This is a genomic window from Aquimarina sediminis, assembly GCF_002895435.1.
Classification (GTDB): Bacteria; Bacteroidota; Bacteroidia; order Flavobacteriales; family Flavobacteriaceae; genus Aquimarina; species Aquimarina sediminis.
The window spans coordinates 166,897-187,704 of the sequence record NZ_POYJ01000002.1 but is presented as its reverse complement, the minus strand read 5'-3'; the positions used below and the strand labels follow the sequence as shown (position 1 = coordinate 187,704).

Sequence of the window (20,808 nt, the reverse complement as noted above, 5' to 3'; positions counted from 1 at the left end):
AATACCAAAGAATTTTATCGATAAGTTGCTGGTTTTTTTAATTAACTTTAAAGACAACAAGATTTATTAAAAACAAATACTCTTTTATGTAAATTTGACGTTGTTAAAATTATGTCATTATTTGAGAGATGATAAAGCAATAGGTTTTTAAGGGGTATAACAAAAAGCAATAGGATGAAAGGATTTTTTAGCAATTTTAAAGGAGATCTGTTTGGAGGGTTAACGGCGGGTATTGTAGCATTACCTCTAGCTTTGGCATTTGGAGTGTCCTCAGGATTAGGACCAAGTGCTGGGCTTTATGGAGCAATATTCATAAGTTTCTTTGCCGCATTGTTTGGAGGTACGGATACTCAGATTTCTGGACCTACTGCGCCTATGACAGCTGTTAGTATGCTTGTTATAGCTGGTTTGATAGGAGCTAATGATGGAAATCTGGATAAGGCGCTTCCTGCTATTTTGATAGTATTTTTTATGGCTGGAATAATGCAAATCGGACTAGGAGTAATAGGGATAGGAAAATATATAAGATATATTCCATATCCGGTTGTATCCGGGTTTATGACTGCTATTGGGGTGATGATCCTAATTACACAATTTTTGCCAGGTTTGGGGTATTACCCAAAAGAGGATCAAAATTATGTAGATAAGTTTAAACCTCAGGCAGAGGAAGTTATTTTGAATAAAATCTTAAAAGAAGAAGCTGGAGAAGGAATTTTGGTTCTTGAAGATTTTAAAGAAACCATCAAAAGAGCAGAAACTGTTACTAATGAAGAAATTGATTTAGAAGCAGTAACCCTGGCAGGTAATGCGACTTCTGGTGTTATGGGATCTATTAAAAGCCTGCCCAGGGCTTTGTCAAACATTAATTATCTGGAGCTTATTCTTTGCTTGGTTACAATTGTTATAATCTATGGGTTTAAACGTATAACGACTGTAGTACCCAGTACATTAGTAGCACTAGTGCTCGTCTCTGGGGTTGCCTATGGTTTCGGGTTGAATTATAGACCTATTGAAGAAATACCATCTGGTTTTCCTATGCCGAATTTGGGTATATTTTTAGATTTTAAACTAGGAGCAGTAACTCCATATATTTTTACAGCTCTATCTCTGGCGTTTTTAGGAGCTATAGACTCCTTGCTAACATCAGTTGTTGCTGATAATATGACTAAAACAAAACATAAACCAAATAAAGAATTGGTTGGACAAGGAATAGGGAATAGTATCGCCGCAATTTTTGGCGGAATTCCGGGAGCAGGAGCAACAATTCGTACTGTAGTTAATATAAACTCAGGAGGGAAAACAAAACTCTCAGGAATGATAGCAGGAGTTCTATTATTAATTGTTTTATTGCTTCTAGGACCTGTTGCTTCCCAAATTCCTGCTGCTGTTTTGGCTGGAGTGTTGATCACAGTAGGTATTGGAGTTATGGATTACAAAGGATTAAAAGCAATACCTCACATCCCTAAGATAGAGGTAATAATAATGATAGTAGTTTTGATCCTATCGGTTTTCTGGAATTTGGTGTATGCTGTTGGGATTGGCTTGGTAATTGCTTCATTGATTTTTATGAAAAAAATGGGAGATGTTACAGCTCGTGAATCCAAGGTAGAATCATTAAAACGATTCAGAAGTAATAGAGAAGAAGTACAATGGAAAGACGAAGTTAATTTTCCTCAAAGACTTAAAGAAGAGGTGTTTATTAAACACCTTAACGGACCTGTGTTTTTTGGTTTTACGAGTGAATTGCAACTACTGGCTAATCATATTCCTGAAACGGCAACACATGTTATTCTAAGGATGCGCAGAGTCCCCTATATGGATCAATCCGGAGTATATGCTCTTGAAGAGATTATTTTAAACCTTGAAAAGAAAGGAATTAAAATATATATTGTAGAAATCCAGAAACAGCCTAGATACCTAGCAAAAAACATTAATATTATTCCGGATTTAATACCAGAAGATTACATATTTGAAGATTTTGATTCTTGTATTGCCTATTTGAGTGAGGTTGTAGAGGATGTGGTATAAGAACTAGTAAGAACTCATTTGTTGTTATTAGAAATTTGATTTTACTTTTTTTAAACTTGATGAGTATTTTCAGAATCTTCTTCCTCTGTTTTATTCAATATACTTGGCAATACCATGGGTGCTAACTTACGAACTGGATTGTATAGAACAGATGCGTTTAAGGTTTCTTCTTTGATCAAAGTAATATTTCTGTTTATAGCATCGATAAATATAATGATAACACTGGCTATAAATGCCATTTTTAGCACGCCAAACGCACCGCCCAAAATTTTGTTTAAAATGCCTAATGCTGCGTAATCTGCAACTTTAGTAAGAATCTTGCCTGCCAGAGAAACGAGTATAACAACAACGATAAAAGTGATTGCAAAAGCCACTAATTTTGTAGCTCCCTCTTGCCAGTTTACATACTCTTCCAAGTACCTTCCAGCAATATGGGAAAAGTGAACGGCTATATATATTCCTACAACAAGAGCTACTAAAGAGGCCAAGGAAGAAAACAAGCCTTTGCTAAACCCTTTTATTAAGCCCCAAAGCAAAAAAATACCTAAAATGATGTCGAGATAATTCATTTGATATAATTAGTTACGCCCAAATATAATTCTTTCTATGTATAACTTAACTGATAATCTTATTTTGTAAAATAGAGAATATACCATTTCTGATTTTAATTTATCACATAAAATTCCCTTTTCATCTATGCTTCAAAGTCAAATTGGTATCACGGAAAGAGTGGCTGAGTTAAAGCGATTTTTTGCACAGACCTGAAGTACGTATAATGCAGTTTTGATCCAAAGACCTTCGATTGCGTCAAAAAGACGTTCCGTTTAGCGAAAAAGACGAAGTGTTTAGCTTCACAAGTTAAAACTTTAGCTTTAAAGGCTAAAAATTCAACTATTCTTTTTAAAATTTTAACCCCACGACCTAAAAATTGTACAGGTAGCGTTAAATACTTCGTCAAAAAGACGCTTAGGAAGGTAGAAAAGACACTCGAGAAGGTCTTTGAGGTTAAACAGATCATCGGGTTGACTAAAAGTTTAGTCAATAGGATTGAAAATTTGGCAAAACACCTAATATTTGATGTAAATGAAAACAAAGAACAGGTTGATATGATTTGTTTAGAAGTATAATCTAAAGACTAGATTTGGAGTAATCCCTAGTGATTTTTGTTGTAGTTTGTTTAATTCTATATCTCCTGTGGTTGGATTATCATCTACTCGATAACTAACAGAAGTCGGAACTTGTCGATTGTATAGGTTTAATATTGAAGCACCTATTTGACCTCTCCAATTATCCGATTTGTCAAAGCTAAATCGATATATTGCGGATAGGTCTAAACGATGATATTCTGGTAAACGTTTAGCATTGGCAGAACCAAATTCAATTTCTTCATTAACCAGATTAGCATCTGTAAAAGGAGCTCCGGATCGCCATAACCAACCTAAAGAAAACTCCCAGCTACTTAACTCATAAGTGTTAGAAACTCTAAAATTATGTGTGATATCATTATTTCCAGAAAAAGAAGTCTCTTGTATCTCAGGGAAAGTATACTGGATATCATTAAAAGTATATCCCAGCCATGTTCTAAAATTTTTGAACTTTTTCTTTAGCAATATGTCTACACCAACAATTGTACTTTTGCCAGTAGATAGATCAGTATTGATTGTGTTAAACCCATTAGTAACAGAGGTAAGCCCTTCGATGTTTTTGTAATATCCATCTATTTCAAAATTCCAACCCTTTTTAGAAAAAAGTAATCCACCAGAGTATTGTGAACTTTCTAAGATAGGAATTTCATTATTAGTATGAATCCATAAATTATTCTCCAAACGAAGTTGAGTGTCTTCAAATTCGACCAACTGACTTATGGGTTGATATCTAAGTTCTCCAGTGGCTTTTATCCTTAAGAAATTAGTAAGAGGGTGCTCAATATTTACTCTTGGTTCTATGTATAGTTTGTCAATTATCGAGTAATGTGATGTTCTTATTCCAATGTTTATAAAACTCTTGTTTTTTGGTGAGAATTTATAGTTGGCATATATTGTATTTGCCGTGTTTTTTACTTGATCAGATTCGTTTATAGGTGATTCGAATTCACCTTCTCTGGTAACGGTATAAAACACTTCGTTGTTAGAGAATTGATAACCGAGCATTAAAGAGTTCTTAGGATCTAGATCATAACTAATGTTAACATCTAATCCAATATCTTCTACGGTATTACGTCTAACAGATTGTTCTTCTATTTGGGATTCCTGTTTTTGAATGAATAAATAGTCAGAATCATACTTAGAATAGTAGGTTTTTAAACTGTGATGAAAATGATCAAATTTGGTGCCTTCCCAGGATAGGCTAAGACCTTCATTTTTGATATTGAGATCATCGGTAAGTAGATCTTCTTCGTCACTTACTTCGAATGCGAGATCATTATGAGTATGGATACTACTGGCAAGAATTTTATCATTTTTTGATAAGTCTATAATTAGTCGGGTAGTAATATCATAAAAGAAAAAGTTGTTCTCTCCAATTTTTTCTATGAACTCTTCCTCTTCTTCCTCTTCTTCGGGGTCTAAGGGGTTAAGGTTCTCTACTATTTTTGTGTTTTGAAATACTTTTTCAGAAAGAACATCATATGTTGGGCTTTCAAAAAAATCAGTAAAAGATCTTCTGCCCGAAACAACTAATCCAATACTTTTGCCTACAGGAACTTTGAAAAACAAATCTGCATGAGTGCCGTTAACTCCTGCTCCTCCGTTAAGTTTTGTTGGCACTTCATTATCACTAGAAATGTCAATTACACCGGATACACGGTCTCCATGTTTTGGATCCGCTCCTCCTTTAAAGATCTTTGCTTCTTTAATAACATTAGGATTAAATGCAGAAAACATTCCGAAAAAATGACCAGTATTATACATTTTTATACCATCCCATAGTACTAGATTTTGATCGGGAGAACCACCTCGAATTTGTATGCCCGAAGCAGTTTCATCAGGGCTATTTATTCCTGGGATAAGTTGAATGCTTTGTAAAATATCAGGCTCACTTTGACCAGGAAGAATACCTAAGTCTTTATTAGAAATCCCAAATGAACCATCAATGTTTTTGTCAATCCCTGTAGTGATATATTCTACGATAAGTACTTCTGCTAGAGAGGTGCTTTCTACAAAAAGAGGAATTCTGGGACAACTTGATGCCTTAAAAGAATCAGCAGTAATTGTTTTGTCTTTATACCCTACATATTGTATTGTTATTGTTGCATTTTGATGAACACTACCTAATTGAAAGAAACCGTCATCGTTTGCAATGGTACCAGTTTTAGTGCTTTCAATAGTTATAGAAGCAAAAGAGAGAGGAGCGTTTGTAGTTTCATCATAAAGATATCCACATACTTCAACGTTATTGTTTTGGGGGCTGACAATTACTTGCCGATTAGAGATTTTTTTGAAGTTTAGACTAGTTAGTGTTGTCAATGTGGTGAGAACCTTATCTATTGGGGTGTTGTTAATTGCCAGTGTAATTATTTTGTCTTTTACGGTTTCATTGCTAAAAGAAAAAATAAGATCATAAGATTCTGATAATTCTGTAAGAACTTGTTGAAGGGGCACTTGATTATAATTCTTGGTAATTTGGGCATGCAATGAGTATGTACAAAAAAGCAGTACTAACAGAATTCTTTTCATAATTCGATATACAGTTTTAAAATATTCTAAAAACTCAATATTTTAAAATCAATGGTGTAAATGAGTAAACAATAATTTTTAAAATTTATTGGGGAGAAAGCGAAATATTACTACCATTAACTACATAATCGATTCCCATAGGAACAAGAACAGATTCTAGAGCAATGTTTAGATCATTATTATTAAAACCACCTGTGAAAAGTTGATTTTGATCGATCTTATCGCGTTTAAACGAGACATTATACTGTCTTTCTAATTCATCTAATACAATTGTTAATGGAGCGCTCTTAAAAATACTTTCCCCCTTTTTCCATAGAGGTTCTGTATGTATAATTGTTTCTTCGATAAGCCTTTTGCCATGCAGAGAAACTCCTTCTCCTTTTTGTATTATTTTTTGTTGTTGTTGATCATTTGTTGATACCTTTACTTTTCCTTCATAACAACCTACTTGAAATTCATTGGATCTAGATTTTACGTTAAACTGGGTTCCTAATACTTCAATTTTCCCTAATTCTGTAGTTACAGTAAAATTGGTTCCTGAGGTTACCTTAAAATAAGCTTCACCATTTAGTGTGATACTTCGATTGTTTGACCAGAAAAAACGGCGATGCGATAATGTAGAAGCAGAATTAAGATCTACAGAACTCCCGTCAGGTAATACAATAGCCAACTGTTCTCCAGATTTTGCGGCATACGTCACTTTGTTAAAGAAAATCCCAATAATCAATACAATTGAAGCAGCGGCAGCTATTGCGGATACGACAGGTTTTAGATTAATTACTTTTCCTTGTTTAGGTTGATAAATCTTTCCTAGAGTAGTTGCTAATGATGGTTGCACATCAAATGAGGGGGCCTTAAAAAATGCTAACCCTGTTACGATTTTTTTATAATCATCATATTCAGGAAGCTTTTTAAATTCTTCAAGCTCTTCTGGGTTGAGTTTATTATCCAACCATTTTGCTAAGTATGTATCGTCCTTTTCCTCAAGCATAATTTCTACCTCTTGTTAGGAGAATAACAGGTAAGTTTTAGAATACCCTACCACCATCTATATGTTTTTTACTAGTTTTCTTAACTGCTTTAACGCATTGTGCATTCTTTTTTCAACGGCTTTTACAGAAATATCAAGCATTTCTGCAATTTCATTATATGTTTTTTTGTCAATCCTATTTAATAAAAAAACTTCTCGTTGACCTTCAGAAAGCTCGGCAATCGCATTTTGGAGCTTGTTCATAAACTCCTTTTCTTCCATTACAAAATCCGGGGATTCGATATTTTTGTTGCTTTTAGGGATTTTAGAATATTCTAAAACAACTTTTTTATGTGCAACTTGATTAAGGAATAAATTATTTGCTACTGTACATAAAAAACCTTTGGCTTTTTCAAAAATCACTTTTTTACAATTGTCCCATAGTTTTATAAAAGCTTCTTGCATAACATCTTCTGCTTGCTCCTTGTCTCCACATTTGTAAAAAATGAAATTTCTTACAGTTTCTGCATGTGTTTCAAAGAGTTTGGTAAATACAGGTTGATCACAGACAGATTTTGAGGATTGCATCATAAAAAAAAGATTTTTTTTCGATTTAGGGTAGGGTGAAATAATTCCTACTTGTTATTAATCCAAAAATAGCTGATTATGAATTCGAAAACAAATCTTAAAATCTCATTAAGCTTAATTACTATAATAGTAGTTGTTTCTATTGGATTAAAAGTTAAGCCTATCTTTAAGAATTACGACAATTTTAATCCCGAGAATGTTTATCAAATTAAGTATCGATTCTTTTTCAAATCAGGGGATAAGGCTACATCACTAAAAACCTATATTCCTAAAAACAATTCTAGACAACGTATATCTAAAGAAAAAGTAACAAACGATAACAATCTGTCTTTTTTTAGGAAAGAAGAAGATTCAGAGAATATTAAGGCTATTTGGGAAACAGATAAAAAACAAGCGTACCATTCTGTGGATTATGAATTTATATTCGAAGGAAAAGATCGGACTTATAGACTGCCAAAATCATTTAATACTGTATCAGAGAACTACCTTAAATATCTTAGACCAACCGAAAACATTCAATCAGAAGATAAAATTATAGATGAATTAGCTGCACGACTTGATCAAGACACAAAAAATGATAAAGAGGTAATCAGAAAGATTTTTGATTACGTATATGCAATTCCTTCTGCTCCAATAATTACACTGACCGATGCGATAACAACAATTCAGCAAAATAAAGCCTCTTGCAACGGAAAAAGTAGATTGTTTGTAGCATTGTGTAGAAACCTTGGATACCCGGCAAGAATAAAAGGAGGTATTATCTTAGAGAATACAGAAAAAAGAACATCTCATGCTTGGGTAGAAGTATTGATAAACAAGGTATGGGTTCCTTTTGATGGTTTAAATAATCACTTTGCTTATCTACCTTCTAACTACTTAGAATTATATCAAGGAGATAAGTCCCTGATTACCCATACAGCTGGGATTCAATTTGATTATACCTACCAGATCAATCAAGTAAATCATATTTCATTCTTAAAAATGAATTCTGAAGAACTTCACAATTTACCGGGTTTTTCACTTTGGAATCTAGTCGACAAGAAAATAATATCAAAGGGGTCACTACATCTTCTATTATTGTTACCTATAGGCGGCTTAATGGTAGCTTTTTTAAGAAACATAGTGGGATTAAAGACTTTTGGTGTATTTCTTCCTGTGCTAATTGCATTTTCTTTGCTACATATTGGTTTTGTTTCGGGGATTGCAATTTTTGTGGGACTAATAACACTTATTGGATTAATATCATATCCTTTTGATAAGTTGAGGTTGTTATATACACCAAAATTGGTAATCTCTCTAACTGTAATGGTATCTGTAATTCTTTTAGCAACACATTTAGGTGTTAAAAATAATATAGAATGGCTTACAAAATTGACATTTTTCCCAATTATCATTCTAACAATTTCGGCAGAGCGGTTTTCTAGATCTACACTAGAGGATGGGTATGTAAAAGCTATAGATAAACTGTTCCAGACATTAATTGCTACATCGATTTGTTACCTCATATTATCCTGGTCTTGGTTGCCATCTATTCTAATATTATTTCCAGAGGTTGTTCTACTCATTATTGTCTTTGCTGCATTTTTGGGAAGATACATAGGAATACGATGGATAGAGTTGTTTCGATTTAAACCTCTTTTGAAGGTAGAAAAATAAAAAAATAATTTTTTGGTAGGGTAAATGGAAACTTACTTGTTTTTATAACGAACTAAGGAAAATAACGTATAAAATGTATGAATATGTTTTCGATAATTTTCAATAAAAAGTCTAAGGCAACATCAAAGGTTATCGGTTTGAATGAGAGAAATATTAAGCTTATTTATCCAAATAATCCAAAAAAGCATTATGCTCTGGCAGATGATAAAGTTCTTACCAAAGAGGTTTTACATCAAAACAATATTCCTTGTGCAGCAACATATGCAATAGTAGAATATAATAGCGATATCAAAAAAGCTTGGGAATCTTGTAAGCAATATAACGCAGTGGCTATAAAACCTGCTAATGGATGCGGAGGAGGTGGTATTATCATTCTTAAAAAAGATGAAAAAAGCAATTGGACAAGTCAAGGAAAGGCCATAAGTGATCGACAGATATTTCAGCATATGGCATCCATCATTATGGGATTCTTTTCCCTAGGTTCTCATGATAGGGTGCTTATCGAAGAGTGTATAGAACCTCATCCTTTTTTTCATGATATATACCCTCAGGGAGTTCCTGATTTTAGAATAATAACACTTAACAACACACCTCTAATGGGGATGTTAAGGATGCCAACAGACAGGTCTGATGGCAAAGCAAATCTACACCAAAATGGTGTAGGTATTGGTATCGATATGAAAGAAGGGCGATTGAAGGAAGTATACGATGGTAGAAAATACAGTAATCATCACCCGGATAGTGCATTTTTGGTTAATGGTTCCCCCATACCGTACTGGGAAGAAATTTTGGAGATATCCATAGCTACAGCAAAGGCATTTCCACTTAACTATCTGGGTATTGATATTGTTATTGATAAAAACAAAGGTCCACAAATCATGGAAATTAATGTTCGTCCCGGACTTGGCATTCAGTTAGTAAATAGAATGGGGCTTAAAGAAGTAATAAAGCAAGCTATTTAAACTTAATCATTAAAATAAAGAAGAAGAATTGTAATGAAAATAAGAAATGTAATATGCCTAGTAACGGTATCATTTGTCTTTATGGTAGGTTTCTCACAAAGTAAAAACAGTTTGGATATCGAAACACAAGGCGGGTATGAGTATAATTATTTTAAAAGTCCAAAAGAGGTACGTGTAGATAATACTGTTCTCACCAAAGAAAATCTGATTTCTAGTAGCGTTTATCAAGATATAGAAATAGATTATAAGTATCGCTATAAGTGGAGAAAGAATAGGGCAAGACTGTCGTTGAACCCTTTTTCGAGAGTGTTTTATGAGAATTTTGATGATAGCTATTGGAGTCTTGATGCAAAAGCCAAATATGATCACAAGTTTACCAGAAAAACAATTTTTTTGACAGAGATTAGACTTAAAAGAATGAATAGAGAGGGGCTTGGAGGTAATCAAGATGTATTAATTAACCCATTAGGATATACAAATTATGGAATCACTACTGGTGTTCAATTTGCACCGTTTAAGGCTAATGAGATGACATTTGAAGGCTTTTACAATTTTAAAGATTTCGATGCTTTTGGAGTTAGAGATTTACAATTTGATGAGTATGGAGTGCAGTTTTCTAGTATTCAGTCTTTTGAGGTTCATCGGCTGGAACACAAGTTTGGAATAAGTGCATATGTCAAAAAAAGATTGTATGATACTTTTAATGCAAGTGAGATAGATACCGATGGAGAGAGAGATTGGGATTATATAAAAGCGAATCTCTTTTATGAATTACCATTTAGCGAAAAGTTTAGAGTAAAACCAAATCTCATTTATTATAAAAGAATTGATAACTCTACAGGTCGCTCTGGATTTAATCAATTTGGTCCGGGAATACATATGACTTATAAAAATAAATCTACCAAAATAAGAACTTCGTTATCTCATATTAGTCGAAAATATAATGACATTGAAGCTAGAAATACAGAAATGCGAATTGGAGAAAATCTTAAATATCAGTATGCAAATTTTCAAATGAATGCATCTCATAAAATTGGAAATGGATTTTCAATAACAGCAACTATTTACTCCAGAGTAAGAAGTACTAATTACACCGATATAGATGCACGATCTTTTAGAAATTATAGAAATCAATATGCCGGAATTGGACTTAGATGGGAATTGTAGGAATTTCTATTCTATTTTTGTTAGTTTTTTTTTGTTAAGCGTTACTTTTGTAACGCTTAATTTTTTGAATACATTCAATCATAATACGTTGAGGCATCAAAATTATAAGAAATCACTTGGGGAAGTACTCAAAAGAATAAATACAGACGTTTTTAAATACCCAAACCAAAGTACATTAGAAAAATAACAGATCAAAGATTATGGCTAGAGATGAAAAATTAAAAGAGCGTTGGGATATGTTGGTAACGAAACTCTCTGATCAATTTGCTGAGGGAGAAGATCTTGATCTTGATGGGATTATTTATTTGATAGGGGTGCAAGAATTGGGACAGATTCATAGGGAGTTTAAAAAAAATGAAAAACTTGATCTAATGCATATTGCTATTTGTCGTCTTTTAGAACCGTATGGTTACTATGAGTTTGATTTTTATGATGATCAAGGATGGCCGCATTACAAAGTAAAAGAACAGTTGCCAAACCTTAAGGCAGGAGAGCAATCAGTTTTAATGAAAGAAGCTATTGTAAGTTATTTTTTGACAAGCGAGTATATTAACTAATCAAAGGTTATTCCATTTGCTTAATCTGGCGATAGGTAACTTCTTCGGATGCATTTTTTGTATAAAAGACTATTGTCAAAAAGAGTTAGAGATTACAATTAATTCTCTGTTCTTAGAGGAGTAGTATCGTATGGTAGTATATCCAAGTTTTATCATCAAAGGAATCAATTGGAGATTTAATAAAAGAATAGTTAACAAAGAATAAGGAAAACACTAGAGTATGATTGTTAGATCTTTAGAAGGTGTAGAGTTTAAGTTAATAATGAATTGCTTTTTGGTTTCTTTTAAAAACTACTTTGTAGATATGCCTACAGATGTAGAATATTATAAAGAAAGATGGAACAATGTTAAGGTTCGTTTTGATCTCTCATACGGAATGTTTGATAATCAGGTATTGGTTGGGTTTATCATTAATGGTATTGATAAGCGAAATGAGGAGGTTGTTGCATTCAATACAGGAACAGGGGTGATTCCTGAATATAGAGGAAAAAAAATCATAAAATCTATTTATAAATTCGCTCTTAAGGATCTGAAACGAAATGGAGTTACTAAATGCTCACTAGAAGTAATAAAAGAAAACATTATCGCTATAAAAGCCTACGAAAGTATCGGGTTTAAGAAGTGTAAAAACTATAAATGTTTTAAAGGTAAAATAAATGTAAATGTCGAAAAGAAAGTAACACTACTAGAGCTTGATCTCAAAAAATTAAATTGGAGGCAGTTACCCAATCAAGAATTCTATTCGTGGGATAATCATAAAAACTCCTTAATAAGCGGGAGTTATAAATGTTTTCAGGTGATAAATGAAAAAACTCCCATGGCCTATTTTGTTATTGATTTGACAAACGGTTATATAGCCCAATTTGATGTATTAAATAAAGATAAATTTAGCTGGGATTATCTTTTTTTAGGAATTAAAAAGATTTCTGAAACCGTTAAAATTAATAATGTAGATGAAAGGTTAATTTCAAAATTAAACTATCTCAAAACAATTGAACTTATAAATACAGTTGATCAGTATGAGATGGAGTTAAGTATAAAATAGAATATTATAATGTTGAATTTTGATGTTTATGAGAAACCTCATATCTTTTAGTTATGAAATGTAAGTGATAATAGAAATACATTAATTGAAGTAGGAAAATAACCTTGAGACTCAAGGGAGTTTAATCGCTCAAAAAGAAATGTTTCTTAAGTTGTAATAGTATAGTTAATATTAACTGCTTTATTGTATTTCAGTAAAAAAAGATGTTAAATCAGCTTTCTTGTGTTTAAGGTACTATTCCATTGACCTAAATTATGTAAATTTGCCGTTCTATATAAGAAAATAGTGATGATTGATAAGATTAAAGAGTATATAGCAGAAGTAGATGCTTTCAAAGCCAAAACAAAAGAGGATGTAGAAGCATTTCGAATTAAGTTTTCTGGGAAAAAAGGATTGATCAATGAATTCTTTGCAGAATTTAGAAATGTCGCCAACGACCAGAAAAAAGAATTTGGTCAAGCTATTAATTCTTTAAAACTTGCTGCCGAGGGTAAGGTAAAGTCTTTAAAAGATGAATTAGAATCCCAAGATGAAGAAAAAGGGATCTATGGAGATCTTACACGACCGGCAGAACCTATTGCTTTAGGATCTCGCCACCCTATTTCTCTGGTAAAAAATCAGATCATCGATATCTTTTCTCGTATAGGATTTAATGTGAGTGAAGGACCAGAAGTAGAAGATGACTGGCATAATTTTACTGCATTAAACCTACCAGAATACCACCCGGCTCGTGATATGCAGGATACGTTTTTTATTCAGACTGATCCGGACATTTTACTGCGTACACATACATCTTCAGTTCAGGTTAGGTATATGGAAAATAATAAACCGCCAATTCGAACAATTTCTCCGGGAAGAGTATACCGTAATGAAGCCATTTCTGCTCGATCACACTGCTTTTTTCACCAGGTAGAAGGACTGTATATTGATAAAGATGTGTCGTTTGCCGATCTTAAACAAACGTTGCAATATTTTACTACTGAGATGTTTGGTAAGTCTAAGATTAGGTTACGACCTTCATATTTCCCATTTACAGAGCCAAGTGCTGAGGTAGATGTATATTGGGGATTAGAAACAGAAGCTGATTATAAAATGACAAAAGGGACTGGTTGGTTAGAGATTATGGGATGTGGTATGGTAGACCCCAATGTGCTTAAAAACTGTGACGTAGATCCACAGGAATATAGTGGATTTGCTTTTGGAATGGGGATTGATCGTATAGCGCTTCTTTTATATGGTGCTTCAGATATTAGAATGCTAAGTGAGAATGATGTGCGTTTCTTAGAACAGTTTAAGTCTTCATTATAGATTGCAATTATGAAAGAAGATATTGAAATCCCTGTAGTAGAAGGTGTTTATATTGCAATAATCAAAGAATGGGACGAAGAGTTTCTAGCCAAAAATTGGAATTCATATATTATAAATGATCGGGATACGGCAATAGAGATGGTATTGGTCGTAACAAAAGGGTATGATAAAGATAGAAAAACATCTCTTTTGCGTCATGGTATAGGTACTGTAGAGGCCAAATCGTCTGCAAAAATTGAAATGATTCAAGAAGCTTTGCTAGGGATGAATAATGAATTTGCAGTTACGTTTTTTGTGGATAATAAGCTGTATGATAAAAAATATCTTTTCCGAAAACATACCATTAACGAAAAGGCTTTTCAAGACTTGCCGGTAATGAATCAACGAGGAGTGTTGATAAAATAAGTAGCTTACTATATCTAGATTTTAAGAGAAACTTTTGGTCTTCACTATTTTATAGTTTCTGATGTATTCTTTTTAGAAATTTTTACTTCAAAAATTTAATAATTTTTTCTTTAAATTAATGGAATGATTTAAAGAAAAAAAGCACTCTTTGATGAGGCTTTTGTATGGATGGGCATTTTATCTCGACTATCATTTAATGTATAAAATATGTGAACAAAATGTTTAGATAAACGACCAATATATTTTGGTTGGATTATGTAGATATAGTCCTTTTAATTTAGGATATCAATAAACTTTTGTCGATTAAAAGCGTTTATAGTCGTTAAAATACACATTATTATGTTAAATATTTGTTAATCTGAAGTATTTTTCTGATTTTTGCAGGTGTAATTGGAAATACAACATATGAATAAACATTTACCTGTTTATGTTACGCTTTTTGCTGTGGCACTGTTTGGCGTGTATTCTTGTGGGAAAGATAAACCGAATACTTCTGCCGCTTCTATAGTGGGTATATGGCAATTAAAGCAAGAATTTAGTAACGAAGGAGAAGATACTCCTCTCGAAGAATTTCCCCTTTCCGCTTGTGAAAAATTAACAACTCTAGCTATCTTGAAAAATGGAAGATTCGTAGAGAAGAGTTATTATACTGATTTTGGTACTGGAGGAGAATGTATAAAAGATACTGAAGATACCCACGGAAACTGGGAAAAAGAATCCAATGGAGATTTTTATTTTACCTATGATCAAAGTAATATTTTATTGTTTAATAAATCAGATGTGAAGCTAGAAAATGAAAACTTGGTGGTTCTTATTGAGTATGATGATCCAGATTTAGGGTATGAAATCATGCTAAAATTTGTTTACAGCAAAACACTCTCTGAAGTTACCCTTATGAAATAGAAGCTAATTTCTAAGCGTTATACCTGAGAAACGGGTTGAGATTCTTTATTAGTGTTGTTTTCTGATATTGTTTGTAGAGCCCATAAATAGTATTGTTGAGTTTCTCTAGTGATACCATGCTTACTTTTGTGTTTCATAAGTTGATCATATAGTTTTTTCTCCGTCATGATGTGTGTTTTTATTACGACTGTATTTGAATACTATACCGGATGAGTTAATAAAATTTTAATGTTCTTGTGACCGAGAAAGTTCTGAAGCATTCTCCAGATGACTGCATTGTTTTAATGTCTCCATTGCAGAAATGAAATTACTTTGGTTCTCAATACTAAAGTCATGTTCCTGTTGATATGCCAACATGTATTGGTATAACTCTTCCTGTGTCATAGGTATTTATCTATATAACAAATATAATAAAAATTACCGATCGGTAATTGAGTTTGTGTTTTATTAAGCTGAATTTTCCATTGTGGAAGAATATGATAAAAAAGAGCTACTTAACATATTAGCTAAGCGAGTAAAAGATCTACGATCACAAAAAGGCGTGACCCAAGAGGATGCGCTTAATGATACGGGAATTCATTTCGGAAGGATAGAGCAGGGCAAAAGAGATATTTCTTTTACAACATTGTTTAAAATTTGCCAATATTTTGAAATATCTCCTAAAGATTTTTTTGATAGAGACTTTAAATAGCCTATTTGTGACTTTGTAAACTTGTTTTTTTGCTAGTTTGAAAGTGGTTGCACTGCCTTAGAGGTGTTTGTATAATAACTTGCATCTATTTATAGGTAAATTAAAGACGAATGAATTGGCTAACGATCAAACTATAGATAATGCGAAATCTTTACTTTATACAATCAATTGAAAATCGTTTTTTTCATACTCATTCCCATTAATGATAATTGATAACTGGTGCAGCCCCGTATGAAATTTTCTGGTAGTGATTATTTTAAAAGACTGTTTTCTCTTGATCACTGTCGTTGATTTTGCTGAATACTCTTTTTCACTTATTTTAAAAACTTTTTTAGACAGACTTCCATTAGCTTTTTGATAATAAAGTCCATATTCTAATCTTAACTTAGAAGGTGAGTTATCAGTATTAGTTATTTGGAACGTAAATTCTAGTACGTTTCCAATTTGAACCTTTGGAGTAGTAATATGAAATTTTTCGACTCTAATTTTTTGAACAGAACCAAAACCAAATAGTTTCATTACTTCAATATTTCCTTGTTTTAGAAGTGTTCGGCAAGCATGCTTCACTAACCAGTCAATTTCTTTTGATTGCCCATACCACTTTTTTGCAAGATTAATGACAACCTGTGGATTATCCTTTGCAATATCATTTAGATTATTAGCAACACTTCTTCTAACAGATTCGGAGCCATCATTTTTTAAATGTCTGAGAATTGGTAGAATTGGAGTAGGATCTTTTTTTAAAAATGGAATAGCCATTGCCCATGGCAAACGAGGTCTGCAACCTTCAGAAGATAACCTTCTTACCGCTGGGTGTCGGTGTTTTGACCATTCAATCATCTGTTTAATTCCTTTTTTAGGAAATTTTATGATAAAAGGACGAATAGCAAATTCGCAACTGGTAAACTGTGTTATTTTTTCTATTGCCGCAAAAGAGGAAGCGCTATCATTCATTCCATACATTTCTACAAAATCTGGGAAAAACATATATTCTATACTACTTTCTTTGAATCCTTCTTTTTGAAGTTGCTCAATTACTTTTAATATGATTCCTATATCTGTTGTGTAATTTGAAGATAAATGACTATGTAAGATAATAGAGGTATGCCTCATACGCCCTTTTAACTCTTTCTCCTCCCATTCGTGATTAAAAATGCTTTCTAAGAAAGATGAAGTATTAAAATCAGGGACTATTTTTTGAAGAACAGTAGTAAAACTTTCAAAAAACTTCTGTGAGTAAATATGCTTAAATAATTCTGCCATTATAAGTTTAGATTTGATATGATGTAAAAGTAAAATGGAGTAGTGACAACCGTATGTCAACTATAAAAAACTAAATTGGATAGAAGAAATTGTCAGATTTAGCTTTTCGATTCTGTCTGACTAACATTTTGTAGTATCAAAAACAAATTACTCACTCTCATCCATAGCATCTACTTGGATGAGAGTGAGTAATTTATTTGGATTTTCCTTTAGATTCCTTCTTCCAGATTTCTCTTCTGGGACTGTTGTTTTAGTAACTCCAAGGCCCATTGATAATGTTGAAATGTTTCTTTGGTTAATCCATACTTACTTTTGTAATGCAATAGTCGTTCATACAATTTTTTCTCTGTCATGACTTAAGGTTTATTAGTTAATATTTCACTTTATTTTCCTTACTGGGTATTGACGTAAGGATTTAACTTAATATGACAATGAGTTTGTTGAGTCTAGGTTAAATACTCCATACTACAAGAGTATGAATACTTAGTGAGTTAATAGAGTGAGAGTTTGTGTGTATACCTGGTTACAAAGTGATGCTTGTTAATAATGATAAACCCTAGAAAACTTGGCGAATCAAAAATTAAGTTCAAAATAAGACCTCGTACAGGTAATAATATGACTTCAAAAAAGCTGAAGTGATTTGCGTGTCATTAATCATGTTGAAAAGCAGACGATGTTGTTCTTAACGTTGCTTAACAATGTGATAGAGGATTTAAAGTAATTCTCTACACATAAAATTTCCTTGATATTAAATTAAGTATAAAATTTGAATTTTTTTTACGGGAAACCACATAGTAAATATGTGGTTTTACCACCAAAATTACTTCAAAGCATTATAAATACTACGTTTAAGGCTAAAAAAGAGCGCTTCATTTTATTTTTTTTGCTTTTTGTAAATAAACACAGTAATCCTAGGGACGGCCGTATCTAACAGCATTAAATAGAAAAATAAAAAATATGGGTTTAACACCTAAAAAAAAGGCTTTTAGCGTATTTTATCACATTTTTTTAATGAATTTTTATTGTGTAATATGCAGATAATGAGTTGCGTAGTGTTGTTTTTTGGTAATTTTTTGGATGCTTTGTATGAGCAAATTTGAGTAGTTCTAAATAGTATTATGTATCAAGGCATTCTTTCCAATACGTTGCTAACAAAATTTATGGTATCCAGAAAATACCCTATTTGTTAGGGGGTAAATAACTATGTTACATATCTTTCAGGGTTTGTTACATCTCTGGCAATATTCCAATAGTGTCCTTTCTAATTTTATACCATAGAATCAATTGATTGTAAAATGTTTTGGATCAAAACTAAATTTTAATTCTTATCAAAACCATCTTAATTATGAAACAAGTAATAGTAAGTACGATGTTAATACTGCTCATTGGTGTGTTGGCATGTGAACAAGAAAACAACCTGGAAGAACGAACTGTGGTAGAAAATACAGATAAAATAGAGGCAAAAGGTTCGACTAGGGGGCTTTGTAGTTATCAGTTTATTACCGCCAAACAGATTTGCGATAGAGGGCTTTGTAAATGTGACCCAAGAGGAACACTTGATGGCATATGCGCGCAGATAAATTGTTTTCCTGATATTTTCAACCCAATTTCTCCGGAGCCCATTTATTTGAATCTTTGTAAAGTAATACGATGTGATTGGGTATACAACGACCCATGGAGTATCTATTATAAGGCAGATCCGAATGAGTTTGGTTCTATAAAAGATAAGTTTAAGTTAACCATAAAATCAGATTTAGAAGGAATGCCCTTTGCTATGAACTCTAATGTTTTGGGTATTCAATTCTATAATGAAAATTATTTAATGACCATGAATTATGGTGATTCAATGCCACAGTCTAGTATTTTTCATCTTAAAAATAGGTTGACTTTGGATGAATCGTATTTAAAAGAACTGGGACTTAAAGGTAATGTTGTTGAGGCAGGAAAATACCCTATAGTCTTTAACAAGAAGAACAAAACATATAATGTGATCTTAAAGGTGCAATAGACCAACTAAGCCATTTTGTTTTAGCCCTAAAACCACCTCAATTATGTCAAGCTGGGCTTGTCGAAATTGGTATTCCCAACCTTCTTTGACAGGCACGGCATGATTGATCTTTTAAATGCTGTTTGTGTAGAGGCTACTTTTACACTATTTTTTAAATAAGATATGAAGTAGGTTTATTAGTAAAATGCTTTAAAAGAACTTCAATAGAAATTCGAACTTAAGGTTGTACGTTTTCTTCTTCAGTAACATTTTTTGATCCCAAAAAGAATAATACTAACCCCAAAAGGATTATTCCTCCTCTTATAATCCAACCAGGAGTCACTCCCCAGGCGTCGATCCATAGAAGAATCCTTAAGTTATAATTAAAAAGATTTAAAACGATCGAGATAACACCTGCAATTGCTAGATAAGAACCTATTTTTTTCATTTTGATTTGTTATTTTGATGAGTAACAAATATCCAATATGTTCGCTCTATACAGATACCAGTTTTCAGTGAAAATTGCTATAGCTGTATATGGTGATAAACAGGGGGGTGGTAAAAAAGGGAATCTGCTTTTTTAAAACTAATTTGTATGTGCTAGAGAACTAGTACCCAACTTTTTCTCTTACTCGAGTCAATACCGTATCTGCAACCTCGGTTGCTTTTTTGGCTCCGATGGCTAATGCTTCGTCTATCTCATTAAGATTTTCCATATAATAATTATAGCGCTCACGTTCGGCAGAGAATTTATCAATTAGCAATTCATAGAGCGCTTGTTTGGCATGACCATAACCATAATTGCCTCCCAGATAATTTTTGCGCATTTCTTCTTGTTGTTCGGGAGAAGCAATCAATTTATATATAGCAAATAAATTACAAGTATCTGGGTTTTTAGGTTCTTCCAGAGGTGTACTATCCGTTGCAATAGACATGATCTGTTTGCGTAGCTTTTTGTCTGGTAAAAACAAGTTGATAATATTACCTTTAGATTTACTCATTTTGCCACCATCAGTACCTGGCACATACATGGTTTCCTCTCGTACTTGCGCTTCAGGCATTACAAATATTTCTCCTACTTGATTATGCATACGGGAGGCTACATCTCTTGTCATTTCTAGATGTTGTAACTGGTCTTTTCCTACAGGAATAATTTCTGCATCATATAGCAAGATATCGGCAGCCATAAGCATAGGATAAGTGAATAATCCAGCATTTACATCCTCCAAACGATCGGCTTTATCTTTAAAAGAATGTGCGAGTGTTAATCGTTGGTACGGAAAAAAACAACTCAGATACCATGATAACTCAGTCACTTGTGGGATATCACTTTGCCGATAAAAAACAGTTTTTTCTATATCCAGTCCAAATGCTAACCAGGCAGCGGCAGTAGAGTAGGTGTTCTCTCTCAATGTTTTGGCATCTTTAATCTGTGTTAATGAATGCATGTTGGCAATAAACAAAAATGATTCGTTTTCGGGTTCATTAGCCATTTGGATTGCCGGGATAATTGCACCTAGTAGATTTCCTAAGTGTGGAGTGCCTGTACTTTGTATTCCTGTTAGAATTCTGGACATAGTAATTTTTATAATTTGTTGGCAAAG

21 protein-coding genes are annotated in these 20,808 nt (G+C 32.8%); 11 read left to right on the top strand and 10 right to left on the bottom strand.

Annotated features, from left to right (window positions below; translation table 11 throughout):
* Nucleotides 1-174 precede the first annotated feature (174 nt).
* Nucleotides 175-2,028 (top strand): SulP family inorganic anion transporter, encoded by a 1,854-nt coding sequence (locus C1X07_RS05275; protein WP_103068944.1) that lies wholly within the window; start codon nucleotides 175-177, stop codon nucleotides 2,026-2,028.
* Between the two features lie 50 nt (nucleotides 2,029-2,078).
* Here C1X07_RS05275 and C1X07_RS05270 read toward each other — a convergent pair whose 3' ends face one another.
* From C1X07_RS05270 to C1X07_RS05255, 4 genes are all read right to left on the bottom strand, one after another.
* A complete protein-coding gene (locus C1X07_RS05270) occupies nucleotides 2,079-2,597 on the bottom strand; it encodes a CvpA family protein (RefSeq protein ID WP_103068943.1) in 519 nt (172 codons plus the stop codon).
* Between the two features lie 546 nt (nucleotides 2,598-3,143).
* Nucleotides 3,144-5,702 carry a TonB-dependent receptor gene (locus C1X07_RS05265; RefSeq protein WP_103068942.1) on the bottom strand — a complete coding sequence of 853 codons (2,559 nt, stop codon included), beginning with the start codon at nucleotides 5,700-5,702 and terminating at the stop codon, nucleotides 3,144-3,146.
* An 85-nt stretch (nucleotides 5,703-5,787) separates the two neighbouring features.
* Nucleotides 5,788-6,693: a FecR family protein gene (locus tag C1X07_RS05260; protein ID WP_103068941.1), complete on the bottom strand. Its 906-nt coding sequence runs from the start codon at nucleotides 6,691-6,693 to the stop codon at nucleotides 5,788-5,790.
* 57 nt (nucleotides 6,694-6,750) lie between these two features.
* Nucleotides 6,751-7,263 carry an RNA polymerase sigma factor gene (locus tag C1X07_RS05255; RefSeq protein ID WP_164914100.1) on the bottom strand — a complete coding sequence of 171 codons (513 nt, stop codon included), beginning with the start codon at nucleotides 7,261-7,263 and terminating at the stop codon, nucleotides 6,751-6,753.
* Between the two features lie 75 nt (nucleotides 7,264-7,338).
* Here C1X07_RS05255 and C1X07_RS05250 point away from each other — a divergent pair, with 75 nt between their 5' ends.
* The 8 genes from C1X07_RS05250 to C1X07_RS05215 all read left to right on the top strand — a co-directional run bounded on the left by C1X07_RS05250 (nucleotide 7,339) and on the right by C1X07_RS05215 (nucleotide 15,263).
* A complete protein-coding gene (locus C1X07_RS05250) occupies nucleotides 7,339-8,916 on the top strand; it encodes a 7TM domain-containing protein (RefSeq protein ID WP_103068940.1) in 1,578 nt (525 codons plus the stop codon).
* Between the two features lie 83 nt (nucleotides 8,917-8,999).
* A complete protein-coding gene (locus C1X07_RS05245) occupies nucleotides 9,000-9,878 on the top strand; it encodes a sugar-transfer associated ATP-grasp domain-containing protein (RefSeq protein ID WP_164914099.1) in 879 nt (292 codons plus the stop codon).
* Between the two features lie 33 nt (nucleotides 9,879-9,911).
* A complete protein-coding gene (locus C1X07_RS05240) occupies nucleotides 9,912-11,045 on the top strand; it encodes a hypothetical protein (protein WP_128755200.1) in 1,134 nt (377 codons plus the stop codon).
* A 200-nt stretch (nucleotides 11,046-11,245) separates the two neighbouring features.
* Nucleotides 11,246-11,602, top strand: coding sequence for a hypothetical protein (locus C1X07_RS05235; protein WP_103068937.1), 357 nt, complete (start codon nucleotides 11,246-11,248; stop codon nucleotides 11,600-11,602).
* Between the two features lie 220 nt (nucleotides 11,603-11,822).
* Nucleotides 11,823-12,647, top strand: coding sequence for a GNAT family N-acetyltransferase (locus C1X07_RS05230; protein WP_103068936.1), 825 nt, complete (start codon nucleotides 11,823-11,825; stop codon nucleotides 12,645-12,647).
* A 288-nt stretch (nucleotides 12,648-12,935) separates the two neighbouring features.
* Nucleotides 12,936-13,955: a phenylalanine--tRNA ligase subunit alpha gene (pheS, locus tag C1X07_RS05225; protein WP_103068935.1), complete on the top strand. Its 1,020-nt coding sequence runs from the start codon at nucleotides 12,936-12,938 to the stop codon at nucleotides 13,953-13,955.
* A gap of 9 nt (nucleotides 13,956-13,964) precedes the next feature.
* On the top strand, nucleotides 13,965-14,360 hold the full coding sequence (locus C1X07_RS05220) for a hypothetical protein (RefSeq protein ID WP_103068934.1): 396 nt from the start codon (nucleotides 13,965-13,967) through the stop codon (nucleotides 14,358-14,360).
* Between the two features lie 405 nt (nucleotides 14,361-14,765).
* Nucleotides 14,766-15,263 carry a hypothetical protein gene (locus C1X07_RS05215; RefSeq protein ID WP_103068933.1) on the top strand — a complete coding sequence of 166 codons (498 nt, stop codon included), beginning with the start codon at nucleotides 14,766-14,768 and terminating at the stop codon, nucleotides 15,261-15,263.
* Nucleotides 15,264-15,280: 17 nt separating this feature from the next.
* Here C1X07_RS05215 and C1X07_RS24955 read toward each other — a convergent pair whose 3' ends face one another.
* Together C1X07_RS24955 and C1X07_RS24950 are read right to left on the bottom strand one after the other, a co-directional pair.
* A complete protein-coding gene (locus C1X07_RS24955) occupies nucleotides 15,281-15,430 on the bottom strand; it encodes a hypothetical protein (RefSeq protein ID WP_164914098.1) in 150 nt (49 codons plus the stop codon).
* Nucleotides 15,431-15,488: 58 nt separating this feature from the next.
* Entirely contained in the window at nucleotides 15,489-15,647 is a 159-nt protein-coding gene (locus tag C1X07_RS24950) for a hypothetical protein (protein ID WP_164914097.1), read from the bottom strand.
* Nucleotides 15,648-15,729: 82 nt separating this feature from the next.
* Between C1X07_RS24950 and C1X07_RS05210 the strand changes: the two genes are divergently transcribed.
* Complete coding sequence (locus tag C1X07_RS05210) at nucleotides 15,730-15,954, top strand: helix-turn-helix domain-containing protein (RefSeq protein ID WP_103068932.1); 225 nt, start codon at nucleotides 15,730-15,732, stop codon at nucleotides 15,952-15,954.
* A 156-nt stretch (nucleotides 15,955-16,110) separates the two neighbouring features.
* Here C1X07_RS05210 and C1X07_RS05205 read toward each other — a convergent pair whose 3' ends face one another.
* Both C1X07_RS05205 and C1X07_RS24945 read right to left on the bottom strand, forming a co-directional pair.
* On the bottom strand, nucleotides 16,111-17,217 hold the full coding sequence (locus C1X07_RS05205) for a DNA alkylation repair protein (protein WP_103068931.1): 1,107 nt from the start codon (nucleotides 17,215-17,217) through the stop codon (nucleotides 16,111-16,113).
* A 209-nt stretch (nucleotides 17,218-17,426) separates the two neighbouring features.
* The gene (locus tag C1X07_RS24945; RefSeq protein ID WP_164914096.1) at nucleotides 17,427-17,570 is read right to left on the bottom strand and encodes a hypothetical protein; all 144 of its coding nucleotides are present in this window, start codon (nucleotides 17,568-17,570) and stop codon (nucleotides 17,427-17,429) included.
* 992 nt (nucleotides 17,571-18,562) lie between these two features.
* Here C1X07_RS24945 and C1X07_RS05200 point away from each other — a divergent pair.
* Entirely contained in the window at nucleotides 18,563-19,225 is a 663-nt protein-coding gene (locus C1X07_RS05200; protein WP_103068930.1) for a hypothetical protein, read from the top strand.
* Nucleotides 19,226-19,442: 217 nt separating this feature from the next.
* On the opposite strand, the gene C1X07_RS05195 is transcribed toward C1X07_RS05200, so the two are convergent.
* Together C1X07_RS05195 and trpS are read right to left on the bottom strand one after the other, a co-directional pair.
* Nucleotides 19,443-19,652, bottom strand: coding sequence for a hypothetical protein (locus C1X07_RS05195; RefSeq protein ID WP_103068929.1), 210 nt, complete (start codon nucleotides 19,650-19,652; stop codon nucleotides 19,443-19,445).
* Between the two features lie 160 nt (nucleotides 19,653-19,812).
* The gene (trpS, locus tag C1X07_RS05190; protein ID WP_103068928.1) at nucleotides 19,813-20,781 is read right to left on the bottom strand and encodes a tryptophan--tRNA ligase; all 969 of its coding nucleotides are present in this window, start codon (nucleotides 20,779-20,781) and stop codon (nucleotides 19,813-19,815) included.
* Nucleotides 20,782-20,808 lie beyond the last annotated feature (27 nt).

Excerpts from the sequence above, each read along its gene's own strand:
- C1X07_RS05240 (WP_128755200.1), top strand. The coding sequence starts at position 9,912 with ATGAAAATAAGAAATGTAATATGCCTAGTAACGGTATCATTTGTCTTT.
- C1X07_RS05205 (WP_103068931.1), bottom strand. The coding sequence starts at position 17,217 with ATGGCAGAATTATTTAAGCATATTTACTCACAGAAGTTTTTTGAAAGT.
- C1X07_RS05275 (WP_103068944.1), top strand. The coding sequence starts at position 175 with ATGAAAGGATTTTTTAGCAATTTTAAAGGAGATCTGTTTGGAGGGTTA.
- C1X07_RS05250 (WP_103068940.1), top strand. The coding sequence starts at position 7,339 with ATGAATTCGAAAACAAATCTTAAAATCTCATTAAGCTTAATTACTATA.
- C1X07_RS24955 (WP_164914098.1), bottom strand. The coding sequence starts at position 15,430 with ATGACGGAGAAAAAACTATATGATCAACTTATGAAACACAAAAGTAAG.
- C1X07_RS24945 (WP_164914096.1), bottom strand. The coding sequence starts at position 17,570 with ATGACAGAGAAAAAATTGTATGAACGACTATTGCATTACAAAAGTAAG.
- pheS (WP_103068935.1), top strand. The coding sequence starts at position 12,936 with ATGATTGATAAGATTAAAGAGTATATAGCAGAAGTAGATGCTTTCAAA.
- trpS (WP_103068928.1), bottom strand. The coding sequence starts at position 20,781 with ATGTCCAGAATTCTAACAGGAATACAAAGTACAGGCACTCCACACTTA.
- C1X07_RS05255 (WP_164914100.1), bottom strand. The coding sequence starts at position 7,263 with ATGATGCAATCCTCAAAATCTGTCTGTGATCAACCTGTATTTACCAAA.
- C1X07_RS05270 (WP_103068943.1), bottom strand. The coding sequence starts at position 2,597 with ATGAATTATCTCGACATCATTTTAGGTATTTTTTTGCTTTGGGGCTTA.
- C1X07_RS05195 (WP_103068929.1), bottom strand. The coding sequence starts at position 19,652 with ATGAAAAAAATAGGTTCTTATCTAGCAATTGCAGGTGTTATCTCGATC.
- C1X07_RS05220 (WP_103068934.1), top strand. The coding sequence starts at position 13,965 with ATGAAAGAAGATATTGAAATCCCTGTAGTAGAAGGTGTTTATATTGCA.
- C1X07_RS05215 (WP_103068933.1), top strand. The coding sequence starts at position 14,766 with ATGAATAAACATTTACCTGTTTATGTTACGCTTTTTGCTGTGGCACTG.
- C1X07_RS05260 (WP_103068941.1), bottom strand. The coding sequence starts at position 6,693 with ATGCTTGAGGAAAAGGACGATACATACTTAGCAAAATGGTTGGATAAT.
- C1X07_RS05235 (WP_103068937.1), top strand. The coding sequence starts at position 11,246 with ATGGCTAGAGATGAAAAATTAAAAGAGCGTTGGGATATGTTGGTAACG.
- C1X07_RS05265 (WP_103068942.1), bottom strand. The coding sequence starts at position 5,702 with ATGAAAAGAATTCTGTTAGTACTGCTTTTTTGTACATACTCATTGCAT.
- C1X07_RS24950 (WP_164914097.1), bottom strand. The coding sequence starts at position 15,647 with ATGACACAGGAAGAGTTATACCAATACATGTTGGCATATCAACAGGAA.
- C1X07_RS05200 (WP_103068930.1), top strand. The coding sequence starts at position 18,563 with ATGAAACAAGTAATAGTAAGTACGATGTTAATACTGCTCATTGGTGTG.
- C1X07_RS05245 (WP_164914099.1), top strand. The coding sequence starts at position 9,000 with ATGTTTTCGATAATTTTCAATAAAAAGTCTAAGGCAACATCAAAGGTT.
- C1X07_RS05230 (WP_103068936.1), top strand. The coding sequence starts at position 11,823 with ATGATTGTTAGATCTTTAGAAGGTGTAGAGTTTAAGTTAATAATGAAT.